The 13,739-nt window shown below is 65.0% G+C and carries 11 protein-coding genes; 4 read left to right on the forward strand and 7 right to left on the reverse strand.

The features are described 5' to 3' along the window. Positions 1 to 28: 28 nt before the first annotated feature. Entirely contained in the window at positions 29 to 448 is a 420-nt protein-coding gene (locus ACFPQ5_RS21385; protein WP_379760594.1) for a hypothetical protein, read from the reverse strand. Positions 449 to 561: 113 nt separating this feature from the next. Next, complete coding sequence (locus ACFPQ5_RS21390) at positions 562 to 1,620, reverse strand: DUF475 domain-containing protein (protein WP_379760596.1); 1,059 nt, start codon at positions 1,618 to 1,620, stop codon at positions 562 to 564. A gap of 187 nt (positions 1,621 to 1,807) precedes the next feature. Between ACFPQ5_RS21390 and ACFPQ5_RS21395 the strand changes: the two genes are divergently transcribed. The 3 genes from ACFPQ5_RS21395 (at position 1,808) to ACFPQ5_RS21405 (ending at position 6,891) form a co-directional block, all read left to right on the forward strand. Beyond that, complete coding sequence (locus ACFPQ5_RS21395; protein ID WP_379760598.1) at positions 1,808 to 2,248, forward strand: divergent PAP2 family protein; 441 nt, start codon at positions 1,808 to 1,810, stop codon at positions 2,246 to 2,248. Positions 2,249 to 2,462: 214 nt separating this feature from the next. Then, on the forward strand, positions 2,463 to 3,635 hold the full coding sequence (locus ACFPQ5_RS21400) for an efflux RND transporter periplasmic adaptor subunit (protein WP_379760600.1): 1,173 nt from the start codon (positions 2,463 to 2,465) through the stop codon (positions 3,633 to 3,635). A 13-nt stretch (positions 3,636 to 3,648) separates the two neighbouring features. After that, the gene (locus tag ACFPQ5_RS21405; protein ID WP_379760602.1) at positions 3,649 to 6,891 is read left to right on the forward strand and encodes an efflux RND transporter permease subunit; all 3,243 of its coding nucleotides are present in this window, start codon (positions 3,649 to 3,651) and stop codon (positions 6,889 to 6,891) included. A 76-nt stretch (positions 6,892 to 6,967) separates the two neighbouring features. Here ACFPQ5_RS21405 and ACFPQ5_RS21410 read toward each other — a convergent pair whose 3' ends face one another. From ACFPQ5_RS21410 to ACFPQ5_RS21430, 5 genes are all read right to left on the reverse strand, one after another. Next, a complete protein-coding gene (locus ACFPQ5_RS21410) occupies positions 6,968 to 7,450 on the reverse strand; it encodes a hypothetical protein (protein WP_379760604.1) in 483 nt (160 codons plus the stop codon). A 300-nt stretch (positions 7,451 to 7,750) separates the two neighbouring features. Then, a complete protein-coding gene (locus tag ACFPQ5_RS21415) occupies positions 7,751 to 8,197 on the reverse strand; it encodes a hypothetical protein (protein WP_379760606.1) in 447 nt (148 codons plus the stop codon). A gap of 355 nt (positions 8,198 to 8,552) precedes the next feature. Further along, a complete protein-coding gene (locus ACFPQ5_RS21420; protein ID WP_379760608.1) occupies positions 8,553 to 9,506 on the reverse strand; it encodes an NAD(P)H-hydrate dehydratase in 954 nt (317 codons plus the stop codon). A 12-nt stretch (positions 9,507 to 9,518) separates the two neighbouring features. Then, positions 9,519 to 10,283, reverse strand: coding sequence for a histidine phosphatase family protein (locus ACFPQ5_RS21425; protein ID WP_379760610.1), 765 nt, complete (start codon positions 10,281 to 10,283; stop codon positions 9,519 to 9,521). Between the two features lie 100 nt (positions 10,284 to 10,383). After that, positions 10,384 to 11,784, reverse strand: coding sequence for an L-cystine transporter (locus tag ACFPQ5_RS21430; protein WP_379760612.1), 1,401 nt, complete (start codon positions 11,782 to 11,784; stop codon positions 10,384 to 10,386). A gap of 246 nt (positions 11,785 to 12,030) precedes the next feature. On the opposite strand from ACFPQ5_RS21430, the gene ACFPQ5_RS21435 reads away from it, so the two are divergent. Further along, positions 12,031 to 13,737 (forward strand): methyl-accepting chemotaxis protein, encoded by a 1,707-nt coding sequence (locus ACFPQ5_RS21435; RefSeq protein ID WP_379760614.1) that lies wholly within the window; start codon positions 12,031 to 12,033, stop codon positions 13,735 to 13,737. Positions 13,738 to 13,739 lie beyond the last annotated feature (2 nt).

The raw sequence follows: 13,739 nt of genomic DNA on the forward strand, positions 1-13,739 counted from the left end.
ACCGGCTCACGGTGATACGTGGTTCATATCACTGCGCCACCGTCGGCGCCTCGCTCGGCGACACCGGCGACACCGGCCCCGTATTCACCGCATTCACGAAATACTCGGTTTCGCCGAAGCAATTGGTCGGCACGCCCCGGTGCTGTTCGTAGCCGATCTCGACGCGCTGGCCCATGGTCGACTGCAGCTTCTGCACCAGCTTGTCGTCGCGCACGGTAAAGGCGAAGCGTTCCGGGATCGCGCCCGGCATGCTCGAGAGCAGGATTTCGCCTTCCCAGGTCTTGCACAGCCAGCCTTTTTTCGAGAACTTCTGCAGGTAGCCGGCCCGCGTGCCTTCCGAATACGACCAGGTCAGCGTGAACCAGGTGTAGAGCCCGAAGATGACGACGAGGGCGACGACGAGGGACAGCAGGATGGCGGTGGCGCGCTGCGGCAAGGCTTTCGGCATGGTGTCAGGAATATGAGTGGAAGAGGGCGCTCGGCAGCGCGGTGGCCCCATTCTGCCACGCGCACTCCGATTGTCAAAATGGCAGCGCTGCCGTTTAAGCGCTGCCTAAGGGCCTAGGCGATCTCGGCCTTGTCATGGGTTTCTTCATGGCCCAGGCGCCTGCGGTGCCGCACCGAGGACCACAGCGACACCAGGATGAAGGCCAGCCCCGACAGCCCCGTGAACCACTCCGGGATGTGATAGTGCACGCTGGCGAACATGATCAGCGCCAGGATGCCGATCGCGTAGTGAGCGCCGTGCTCCAGATAAACGAATTCCTGCAGCGTGCCTTTATAGACCAGGAACACGGTCAGCGAACGCACGAACATCGCGCCGATCGCCAGGCCCAGCATGATGATGACGACGTCGTTGGTGATCGCGAAGGCGCCGATCACGCCGTCAAAGGAGAAGGAGGCGTCCAGCACTTCCAGGTAAAGGAAGCCGCCGATGCTGCCCTGGGAAATCATCTTGCCGATGGTCGGGTCCGCTTCCTCTTCTTCCAGCAGGCCGCTGATCCAGTCCACGCCCACGTACACCAGCACCCCGACCACGCCGGAAATCAGCACCGGCAGCTTGCGCTGCTCCGGCATCAGGCTCATGGCGAAGAACACGGCCAACAGGGTCAGCAGGATGGCCAGGCCTTCCGAGCCGTACTTGCCGACCTTTTCCTCGATCCAGCCGAGCCAGTGCAGTTCCTTTTCCTCGTCGAACAGGAAGTTCAGGAAGACCAGCATCAGGAAGGCGCCGCCGAAGGCCGACACCTCGGCGTGGTGCTCGGTCAGATGGCGCGAGTATTCCTGCGGCGTGTCGATCGCCATGTGCCAGACGTCGATCAGGCCCAGGCCGGTGGCGACCGAGACGATCACCAGCGGGAACAGCAGGCGCATGCCGAACACGGCCACCAGGATGCCGACGGTGAGGAACAATTTGCGCCAGAACTCGTTCCAATGGCGCAGGACGGACGCGTTGACGACCGCATTATCGAAGGACAGCGACACTTCCAGCACGCCCAGCACCGCCGTGATCCATAGCGCGCTGAGCAGGCCCGGCATCCCCCCGTGTTCGAAACCCCACCAGCCCGCCAGCGCCATCAGGACGATGGTCACGGCAAAGGAAAGCCTGAAGTGTTGCATGTCGATTCCTCGTTTTCCGTTTTGTTGTTTGGTATTGGCAAAATGCCACAGTTTTCTCTATCTTAACCGCAGCAGGGGCGTCATGGCGCAGTGCAGGTCGCTAGCAGGTCGCTATCGAGCATTGCTTCTGCGATAATTCCGCCCGGCATATGCATTCAACCCCGGGCTTGCCCCGTACAAGGATTCCATGGATTACGCTTACCTCATCACTCCCTTCCTGACCTGGCTGGTCGTCGGCCCGATCAAGTTCCTGATCAATAGCGCGCGCCAGCGGCGCTGGGCCTTCAACCTGGTCGGGAATGGCGGCTTTCCCAGCAACCATAGCTCGGTCGTGACGAGCATGGCGACCCTGATCGCCCTGCGCGAGGGGCTCAATCATCCGGCCTTCGGCGTGGCCGTCACGCTCGCCTTCATCGTGATGATCGACGCCAACAGCCTGCGCCAGCACGTCGGCCGCCAGGCCGCCGCCATCAACCAGCATGCTGCCGGCCTCAACCGCCTGTCGCTGGGCGCCGCCAACCACAAGGTGCTGCGCGAGCGCATGGGGCACACCCTGGTCGAGATTTGCGGCGGCATCGCTACCGGCATCGGCATGGGTTTCCTCGTATTTAATTTGTTCGGCGCATAATCGTCGTTCGTCCCGGGGCGACCGGCCCCGGGTTTTCGCGCATCTCGTCACGTACGTATGCAGCTCATCGCAGTATTTCGCAGTTCATCCATCCAAAATAACAACGGGCGCGCTCCTCAATTGACGGGTGGGGCCGCCTCCTAGATACTGCGCGCTGACAGATTTCGTCCAATTTTTATAAATACACGTCAGAGTCCAATCTGGGAGATCCTCAATGCTGCGCAACACACTACTCGTCCTTGCCATCGCGTCCACCCTGGCCGCCTGCAACAAGGAAGCCAAGGATCCGGCCAAGCCGGACGGTAAAGCCCAGGCCAGCCAGAAGGACACGCGGCCGGACCAGCTGCTGGTCGCGCCCCAGGACCTGCTGACGGTGTCGAGCGACGCCATGGCGTCCGGTCCCGTGATCACCGGCTCGATCCAGCCGGAACGCCGCGCCGACCTGCGCGCCGAAGTCTCGGCCGTGGTACTGCAGGTACTCAAGGAAAATGGCGAGCCGGTCAAGAAAGGCGACCTCTTGGTGAAGCTCGACGAGACCGCGATCCGCGACAGTCTCGTCTCGGCCGACGCCGGCGTGACCGCGGCAAGCCAGGCGCTGGACCAGGCGAATCGCCAGCTCGAGCGCCTGAAAACCCTGCGCGCTTCGGGCATGACCTCGGCCGCGGCCCAGGACGAAGCCGAAGTGCGCCGCAACAGCGCCCTGAGCGAGCTGTCGGCGGCGCGCAGCCGCGCGGCGCTGGCGCGCCAGCAGATCGCCCGCACCCAGGTGCGCGCGCCGTTCGACGGCATCGTCAGCGACCGCAAGGTCTCCGCCGGCGACACCGCCACCATCGGCAAGGAACTGGTGAAGGTCATCGACCCGACCAGCATGCGCTTCGAAGGCCGCGTCTCGACCGACAAGATCAGCACCATCAAGGTCGGCCAGCCGGTCAAGTACCACATCAACGGCTACGGCACCCAGCAGTTCACCGGCGTCGTGCGCCGCATCGACGCCTCGGCCAACGACATCACGCGCCAGGTCGAAGTGCTGGTCGGCCTGACCGGCGAGCAGCCGCGCGTGGCCGGCCTGTACGCGGAAGGCCGCATCGACGCCGAAACGGCGAACGTGCTGATGCTGCCGGAAAGCGCCCTGGTCAAGGCGGGCGACAAGACCTATACCTGGCGCGTCAAGGGCAACCTGCTCTCAAAAGTAGACCTGCAGACCGGCGCGCGCGACCAGCGCACCGGCAACATCGAGATCAAGGCCGGCCTGGCCGCCGGCGACACCGTGCTGCGCAATCCGAGCTCGAACCTGAAGGATGGCCAGAAGGTCGCGTTCGCGGGCGGGGCCGCCGGTGCCGGCAAGACCGTCGCCAGCGCGTCCGTGCCGGCCGCCAAAGGCAACTGAGGGATATCGAGCCATGTTCCTGTCTAATTTCTCAGTCAAGAAGCCGATCGCCACGATCGTGCTGATCGTCGGCATGATGTGCATGGGCCTGCTGGCCCTGTCCAAGCTGCGCGTCAACCAGAACCCGGACGTCGAGATTCCCGTCATCGTCGTCAGCATCCCGTATCCGGGCGCCTCGCCGGAAACGAGCGAGCGCGAGATCATCAACCGCCTGGAAAAGCAGATGCTGAGCGTGCCGGGCGTAACCGAGGTCGAGTCCTACGCGAACGAGGGCAGCGCCACGATGGTGCTGCAGTTCGACTTCAAGCGTAACCTGATCGAAGCCTCGGACGACGTGCGCAACGCGATCTCGGCGGTGCGTTATAAATTGCCGACGGAAATGCGCGAGCCGATCCTGCGCCGCGTCGATCCGTCCTCGCAGCCGATCATGCAGCTGGCGCTGTCCTCGAGCGCGCAGTCGCACGCCGAGCTGTCGCGCCTGGCCGAAGACGTGCTGGCCGACCGCTTCCGCGCGATCGAAGGCGTCTCGACCGTCAACGTCAACGGCTCGCTGCGGCGCGAGCTGTCGGTGCTGCTGCGCGCGGATAAACTGCGCGAATACAACGTCTCGGTCAGCGAAGTGGCAAATGCCCTGCGCAACCAGAACACCAACGCGCCGGTCGGCAAGGTGCGCGGCGAAATGGACGAGAAGGGTATCCGCCTGATCGGCCGCATCGAGCGTCCGGAAGACTTCTCGCAGGTCGTCGTCAAGCGCATGGGCGAGACCATCGTGCGCCTGAACCAGGTCGCCGAAATCCGCGACGGCTTCGCCGACATCGACAGCGCCTCGATCCACAGCGGTTCGCCGAACGTGGGCATTTCCATCGTCCGTACCCGCGACGCCTCGACCGTGTCGATCGCCAAGGAAGTGCGTAAACTCGTCGAGGAAATCAACAAGGAACTGCCGAAGGGCAGCTCGCTGAACATCACCCGCGACGGCGGCAACGAGGCGCAGTCGAGCCTGAACAACGTGATCGAGTCGCTGGTCTTCGGCGCCGTGCTGACCGTGTTCGTGGTGTATGCCTTCCTGAATTCCTGGCGGTCGACCCTGATTACCGCGCTGTCGCTGCCGACCTCGGTGCTGGCCGCCTTCATCGCGGTCTGGCTGTGCGGCTTCACGCTGAACTTCATGACCCTGCTCGGGCTGTCGCTGGCGATCGGCGTGCTGATCGACGACGCCATCGTGGTGCGGGAAAACATCGTGCGCCACATGGAAAACGGCGCCGACCGCCGTACCGCCGCGCTGGTCGGCACTTCCGAGATCGGCATGGCGGTGGCCTCGACCACCTTCTCGATCATGGCCGTGTTCATCCCGGTGGCCTTTATGCCGGGCATCGCCGGCGAATGGTTCCGTCCGTTCGCGCTCACGGTCACCTGCTCGGTGCTGGTTTCGCTGTTCATCTCCTTCACGCTCGACCCGATGCTGTCGGCCTACTGGGGCGATCCTCCGGGCCACCACCACGCGCCGAAGAAGGGCATCTCGAAGCTGCTGGGCCGCTTCAACGACTGGTTCGACCGCCAGGCCGCGCGCTACGGCAACGTCATCGCCTGGGCGCTGCACCACCGCCGCTGGATGGGCGTGATCGCGCTGGCGACCTTTATCGGCGCGATCTTCCTGCAGGGCAGCTTCGGCGGCACCAGCTTCCTGCCCAAGGGCGACGGCAACAAGATCATGATCGAGGTGCGCACCCCGGCTTCCTCGAGCCTGGAATACGCCCGCCTGAAGATGGAACAGGCCGCCGCACTGGCGCGCACCATTCCGGAAACGCGCGCCACCGACAGCGTGATTCGTCCGAGCGGCGGCTCGATCTACATCGAGATCGGCAAGCGCAACACCCGTAACCGCACCGCGGCCGCCATCGGCGCCGAACTGCGCACCAAGGTGTCCCAACTGGTGGGCGCCGAGTACACCGTGCTCGACGACCTGAACGGCGGCGGCAAGCCGGTCCAGATCGAGTTCACCGGCGCCGATTCGCGCAAACTGATGGAGCTGACCACGGCCTACATGGACAAGCTGCGCCAGGTGCCGGGTGCGGTCGACGTCACGCTGTCGCAGCAGGATCCGAAGAACGAACTGCAGATCGAACTCGACCGCGGCCTGGCCAATTCCATGGGCGTCTCGGTGGGCGATGCTGCCACCGCTCTGCGCGTGGCCTTTGCCGGCATCGAAGTGGGCGACTGGGTCGATCCGACCGGGGAAACCCGCGACGTCGCCGTGCGCCTGCATCCGCAAGACCGCGTCAACATCGAGAACATCGAACGCCTGCCGATCGCGATCGCCGGCACCAACATGATGGTGCCGCTGGAACAGATCGCCCGCATCAGCATGGGCAAAGGCCCGTCGGAAATCGTGCACAAGGACGGCAAGCGCGTGATCACCGTCTCGGCCAACGCGCAGGGCCGTTCGAGCGGCGAAGTCACGGCCGACGCCATGAAGCTGGCCAAGACCTTCGACTTCCCGCCGGGCTATGGCCTGGCGCTGGGCGGCGCCGGCAAGGACCAGCAGGAACTGTTCCGCGAGATGACCATCGCGCTGCTCGGCGGTATTGGCCTGATGTACCTGATCCTGGTAATGCAGTTCGGCTCCTTTACCGCGCCGTTGGGCGTGATGCTGTCGCTGCCGCTGTCCCTGATCGGCGTCGTGCTGGCCCTCCTGATCACCGGCGGTACGCTGAACCTGATGAGCTTTATCGGCATCATCATGCTGATGGGCCTGGTGGCGAAGAACGCGATCCTGCTGCTGGACGCCGCGCGCGCCCTGGAAGCGGAAGGCTATGGCCGCGAGGACGCGCTGATGAAGGCCGGCCGCATGCGTCTGCGCCCGATCCTGATGACGACCTTCGCCCTGATCGCCGGCATGCTGCCGGTGGCCCTGGCGCTCGGTCCGGACGGCAAGTTCTACCAGCCGCTGGCGGTGGCCATCATCGGCGGGACGATCACCTCGACCTTCCTGACCCTGCTGGTCGTGCCGACCTTCTACGACAGCATCGAGATCGCGCGCGACCGCATGGGAGTCAAGTTCCGTGGCCGCGTGGAGCGCTTCACCGCGCTGCCGGCCTTCGTGATGACCTTCGTGGAAGCGATCCTGACCCTGGTCTTCGTGCGCCTGGTGTTCCGCATGATCGTGCGCGGTTTCCGCCTTGCCACCGGCCGCGGCCGCAAGCCGGCGGTGCCGCTGGCGAAAGCGCCGGTTGTCAAGGTGACCGAAGGCGTTTAAAAGCGCTGCCGCCACGTGAAAAAGCCCGCGCAAGCGGGCTTTTTTTTCGGCTGCTTATTAGCCGCTTATTTGCAACTTAGTGGATGCTGCCCGCGCCGCCGGAACCTGGCTTGGTGGAGGCGGGACCGGTGCCGGTGGTGTTGCCCGTGTGCCCGACGTGATCGGTGCCCGCTGCCGGCGCGCTCTGCATCGGCGCGCCGCCCGGATTGGCGCCGCCAGTGGTCTGGCCACTGCCATCGACCGGCTTGACGCCGTCGAATCCGCTGGCGCCGCCGCTCGCGCCGAGGCTGTCCTGCTTGTTGCTTTCCTCGTTGCCCACCGTGCGCGGCGTCGTGTTCGTGTTGTATTCGGTCGAGGACAGCCCGGCATTGCCCGAGTTGCCGGTGGCGCCGCTGACGCCGGCGGCCGAGCCGCCGCCGGTCCCTTCGACCCGGCTGCTAACGTGTTCCGCGTCGCCGGCGCCGCCGATGCCGGAATCCTTCTTGGTGCAGGCGCCGAGCGTGGCGGCGAGGAAAGCGGCGATCAGGACGATCTTCGGTAAGGTATTCGTGTTGCGCATGGTAGGACTCCTTGTTCGATGGCTTGCCGCTGCCGCGCATGGTTGGCGGCACGGGGGACTGGTTCGCATTGTGTCACGCAGGTGGAGGCTGCACTGTGCGCTGTTTGACACAGTGGAAACAGGCAGGCGCAATGGCGCATCCGGACGAACGGGCAGGGAGAAATCGAAGCGGGGAAGAGGACGTAGAGCCTGCCGCACGAAGGAATGCCGCAGGACTGCATTGAAACGCCGGCGCCAAAGCCGGCCGGACGCAAACGCGGAGCCCGCGTTGTGGGGCTCCGGTTTGCAGGACAGACGCGATTAGCGGCCGGTGCCGGTGGTGCCGGTGCCAGTCGAGTCGGTGTTGCCGGTGGTGCCGCCCGAGGTGGTGGTGCCGGTGGTGCCCGTGGAGGTCGCGCCAGCGCCCGACTGGTCGGTCATGGTGCCGGTGCCGGTGGTGCCGGCAGGGGGCATGGCGCCGGTGCCGGTGCCGGTGGCGCCGGTACCCGTCGTGTCGCCAGTGGTGCCGGTGGTGCCCATTGCGCCGGTGCCGGTGGCGCCCGTGCCAGTTGCGCCGGTGCCGGTGTCACCCGTCGTGCCGGTGGTGCCGGTGGTGCCGCTCGTGCCCGACGTCGAGCTCGGCGAGGTTGCCGAGGTGTCGCCGGTTGCGCCGGTGCCGGCGGTATCGTTCTTCTTGCAAGCGCCGAGCATCGAAGCCAGCAGGGCGGCGGTCAACAGGATTTTTGGTGCTTTGGTGATTGCGTTCATTGTTTAAACTCCTCGTTCACGTCTATCTTGTGCCGATGTCTCCAGGTGAGGCGGTGGAGAACAACGGCGCTAGTTCGGCTTTACCATGACCCTCTTGTCGGGCGCATCGCTAAGCTGATGCGACCTGTGCTCATTGGCAAAACCACCAGGGAACCGACGCAACACGCGGCCCCGTGAGATGCACGAATTCGACGGTAAAAAAATTAGACTGCCGTGATTACCGACAGTTCGTCGAATTGTGACCTTCTTGCTTTGTTCCGCGATCGTGCTAGCGGACTTTGATACCAGTCAAACGGTTCCCCGCTCGACCCTTTCCCCCAGCGTAAGCTGGATGGTTGGTGCAGATGCCTTTATTTCAAGGCTTCTTTTGATCGCTTGCTTCGCCGCCGGCGATGTACTCGAGCAGCGTCGGGATCTCATTCGGAATTTCACGCGCCAGGTAGCCCAGCACCCCCATGCGTTCGGCCAGGCGCTCGCCGGCGCGCGCATGCAGGGCGACGCCCCAGCAGGCCGCCTGTTCCAGGCTGGCGCCGCGGGCCGCCAGGCCGGCGATGATGCCGGCCAGCGTGTCGCCCGAGCCGGAAATGGCCAGGCCGACATTCCCCCCTTCGTGCTGCCACATTTCTCCCTTGGGCGAAGCGATCACGGTGCGCGCGCCTTTCAGGGCCACGACAGCATTCCATTGCGCGCTCGATGCCAGCGCCCGCGCATCGGGCCCGGAGACGATCTCGTCCTTCTCGATGCCGGTCAGGTGCGCCATCTCGCCGCAATGGGGCGTGACGATGACGGGCTGCTCGAATCGGAAGGCTTTGCCTGGCGCCCAGCCCGGCGGCGCATGCAGCAGCGTGCCCATGGCGCAGGCGTCGAGTACCACCGCCGTGTCGCTGCCCTGCATGCGTTCGAGCAGGCCATGCACCAGTTCGGCCGCCGCCGCTTCGTCCTGCATGCCCGGTCCGATCAGCATGGCGTTCACGCGGTCGGCCAGCGGGTCGAGGCGGGCGATGGCCTCCGGCAGGAAGCCGCCGGCCTCTGTTTCGGCCAGGCCGATCACGCGCGCCTCGGGCATGGCCAGGGCCACCAGCTGGGCGACACTGGCGCCGGTGGCGACCGTCAGCTTGCCGGCACCGGCGCGCAAGGCGGCAGTGGCAGCGAGGATGACGGCGCCCGGCATTTCGCGCGAGCCGCCCAAAATGAGCACGTGCCCGCGTACTTCCTTGTCGCCTTCGACCGCCGGCATCGGCAGCGGCCACTCGCGCAGCAGCTGCGTGGTGACGTCGTGCACGGCGGGAGCGGCGTGGATTGCATTCATCGGATGTTGACCTCAGGCTTTCGGCGCGGACGGCACGTCCTTGCCGACCGTGACCGGCGTGCCGGTGTTTTCGAGCGGCGCGACGAAATTCACGAGGCGCACCACCAGGCGGCCATGCTTGCCTTGAATGGGGTCGAAGGAATACGAGGTGACCGAGCAGTTCGGCACGTCGCCGGCGCGGTCGAAAGCCAGGATGCTCGCTTCGTCGAGACGCTCGATCAGGTAGCGGAAGCAGTTGACGATGACCTGGTGGGCGACGATCACGACGCGCTCGTTGCACCAGTCGCGGCTGAGGGTGTCGATGACGCTGCGCAGGCGCAGGATGACGTCGCACCAGCTCTCGCCGCCGGGCGGGCGGAAGTAGAACTTGCCGACGTGCTGGCGCTGCGCATACAGGTCGGGATACTTGTGGGCGATGCCGTGCGTGGTCAGGCGGTCGAGGATGCCGAACTCCTTTTCGCGCAGGCGCTCGTCGGCATTGATGGCCAGCAGCGTGTCGCGCTCGAGGCGGCGGATCAGGATCTTGGCGGTCTCGGCCGCACGCACGTAGGGCGAATGCAGCACGACGTTGGGACGCTCGTGCTGCGGCAGGCTGGCGAACCAGGAGGCAAGGGCTTCGGACTGGCGGATGCCCAGCTCGGACAGCGGCACGTCGACGTCGCGCTCGGCGATGTCGATTTCGTGCCCGGCAGCGGCCTCGGCGACGTCACGTGCGACGTTACCTGCGCTTTGCCCGTGCCGGATCAGCCAGAGTTCCTGTGGCCACTTTTGTTCCATTACCTGCCCGCCGTTGATGTTGACATGACATCATCATAGACAGATTCGGCAGGTGGGCCGCGCACGATTCCGTGCGCAAACTATTAACTTTTTTTGTACTTCAAGCAGCTTGTTCTTCGCTGTCCAGATTGGTTTCCGCGTCGCTATTAAATACCGCGATGTTGGTGGCGCCGAGCACGCGCGAGGTCAGGGTGCCCGCCGTAATCGAGCCGCTCACGTTCAGGGCCGTGCGGCCCATGTCGATCAGCGGTTCGATCGAGATCAGCAGTCCCGCCAGGGCCACCGGCAGGTCGAGGGCCGACAGCACGATCAGGGCGGCGAAGGTGGCGCCGCCGCCGACCCCGGCCACGCCGATCGAGCCGAACACGACGATGGCCAGCAGCGGCAGGATGAAACTCGCCGTCCACGGATCGATGCCGACCGTCGGCGCGATCATGACGGCCAGCATGGCCGGATAGATGCCGGCGCAGCCGTTCTGGCCGATGGTGGCGCCGAAGGAGGCGGCGAAGTTGGCGATGCCTTCCGGCGTGCCGAGGCGCGTGGTCTGGGTCGCCACGCTCATCGGAATCGAACCGGCGCTGGTGCGCGAGGTGAAGGCGAAGGCCAGCACCGGGAAGATCTTCTTCACGTAGCGCGCCGGGTTCAGGCCGGACAGCGCCACCAGCACCAGGTGCACGCCGAACATCAGGATCAGCGCGCTGTAGGAGGCGAGCACGAAGCCGGCCAGGTTCAGGATGTCCTGCAGGCTGGAACCGGCCACGACCTTGGTCATCAGCGCGAACACGCCGTAGGGCGTCAGGCGCAGCACCAGGGTCACCATGCGCATCACGATGGTGTGGGCGACGTGCACGAACTGGCTGAAGGAGGCGAATTCGGTCGGCTTCTTGGACGCGATGCCGGTGGCGGCGATGCCGACGAAGACCGAGAAGAACACGACGGCGATCGTCGAGGTCTTGCGCGCGCCCGTCATGTCGAGGAAGGGATTGGCCGGGATGAAGGAAAGCAGCATCGACGGCAGCGAGATTTCCTTGGCCGTGGATAGCGAACCCTGCAGGTACTCGCCGCGCGCCACTTCGGCGGCGGAGGCGGTCACGCCCACTGCCGTGAGGCCGAACAGTTTCGCCATCAGGATGCCGATCATGGCGGCCACGGCCGTTGTGGCGATCAGGATGCCGATGGTCAGTGCGCTGATCTTGCCGAGCGAGGCGGCGTCGCGCAATTTGAGGATAGCGCCGACGATCGAGACCATGATCAGCGGGATCACGATCATCTGCAGCAATTTGACGTAGCCGCTGCCGAGCACGTCGAGCCAGGCATTGGTGCCGGCAACGGTGGGCGAGCCGGCGCCGTAAATCGCCTGCAGCGCCGCGCCCAGCAGCACGCCCAGGCCGAGGCCGGTGAACACGCGCTTGGTGAAGGAGGCGTGGCTGGCCTGCATGCGGTAGAGCAGGGCGCATACGAACAGGGCGACGACGAGGTTCAGGATGATGGTGAGGGTCATGTCGTTCTTCTTAGAAACCAAAAACTCAATCGCAGCATTCTATAGGCAAACCGTTTGCGCCGCAGAAAGAGAGGGCTTGTCGATTTGTTCACAGGCCATGACGCCTTGTTATGTTTCCGTTGTCTTCAGGCGACGAAACCCGGAAAGCCAGTGCGGATATCCGATAGTGTTTCCTGTGGGATTCAGAAATTTCTATAATCAAATGAAGCGGGCCTTGCCTTTCATCAATCTATCTGCGGTCGAATCATGTTCAAGAACATCACCATCAAGACGCGCCTCATCTTTGTCATTGGTTTCCTTGCTGTCGAACTCATCGCCGGTTTCGCGGTCGGCATCCTGAATCTGGAAAAGTCGAACGATGCCATGAAGAGCATGTACGACGACCGCCTGGTGGCGCTTGCCGAACTCAACAAAGTCCAGCAGATCGTGATGCTGAACCAGATCCTGGTGTCCAAGGCGATCGCAACCGGCGACCCGGCCGGCCCGATCATGGAGCAGGTCGAGGCGAACATCGCCGAGGCCAACAAATCCTGGCAGGCGTACAACACCACCAGGATGGCGGATGACGAAAAGCAGCTGGCCCAGAAGTTTGCCGCATCTCGCGCGCGCTTCCTGGACCAGGCCCTGAAGCCGATCATCGCTGCGCTGAAGGATGGCGACATCGATCGCGCAACGGCGCGCATGAACGGGCCGATGCACAAACTGGCTATCCCGATGGGAAAAGATATCGCCGGTCTGGTCAAGATCCAGACTGACGTGGCCGCCGCCGACTTCAAGCGTTCGCAGGAAATCGTCGAGATCGTGCGCATCGTCTGCTTCGCCGGCCTGGTGCTGGGCCTGGCCGTCGCCGCCTGGCTCGGCTGGCTGCTGGTGCGCGCTATCGTGCGTCCGCTCGAAGAGGCGGTCAAGATCGCCGGCGCCGTCGCCCAGGGCGACCTGACCCAGCGCATCGAGGTGCGTTCGAACGACGAGACCGGCCGCCTGATGGCCGCCCTGCGCGACATGAACGATGCGCTGGTCGAGATCGTCACCCGCGTGCGTGCCGGCACCGATACGATTTCCACCGCCTCGGGCGAAATCGCCGACGGCAACCTGGACTTGTCGTCGCGCACCGAACAGCAGGCCGGCTCGCTGGAAGAAACCGCGTCCTCGATGGAAGAGCTGACCTCGACGGTCAAGCAGAACGCCGACAATGCGCGCCAGGCCAATGTGCTGGCCGGTTCGGCATCGGCGATTGCCGGCAAGGGCGGCGAGGTGGTGGCGCAGGTGGTCGAGACCATGGGCGGCATCAACGCTTCGGCCGGCAAGATCGTCGAGATCATTGCCGTGATCGACGGCATCGCTTTCCAGACCAATATCCTGGCGCTGAACGCAGCGGTCGAAGCGGCGCGTGCCGGCGAGCAGGGCCGCGGCTTCGCGGTCGTCGCCGGTGAAGTGCGCAACCTGGCCCAGCGCAGCGCCGCGGCCGCCAAGGAAATCAAGAGCCTGATCGACGACTCGGTCGGCAAGGTGCAGCACGGCTCGCAGCTGGTCGACCAGGCCGGCGCGACGATGAAGGAAATCGTCGCCAGCGTCAGCCGCGTCACCGACATCATGGCCGAGATCAGCGCCGCCAGCCAGGAACAGACGGCCGGCATCACGCAAGTCAACGAAGCCATCGTGCAGATGGACCAGACCACCCAGCAGAACGCGGCCCTGGTCGAGCAGGCTTCGGCGGCGGCGCAGTCGCTGCAGCAGGAAGCGGCCTCTCTGGCGCGCACCGTGGGCGCGTTCCGGATCGAGGGCAGCGTCAGCGTGCCGGCAGCGGCGCCGGCGCAGAGTCCGGCGCCGGTGGCAAAGCCAGCCGCGCGCCCGGCGCTCGCCAAGCCGGCCGCTCCCAAGGCCGCCGCGCAGCCGCGTCCGGTCAAGAAAGAAACGGCAACGACCGCGGGCGACGGCTGGGAAGAGTTTTAAGA

This window comes from Massilia suwonensis (assembly GCF_042655665.1).
Taxonomy (GTDB): domain Bacteria; phylum Pseudomonadota; class Gammaproteobacteria; order Burkholderiales; family Burkholderiaceae_D; genus Telluria; species Telluria suwonensis.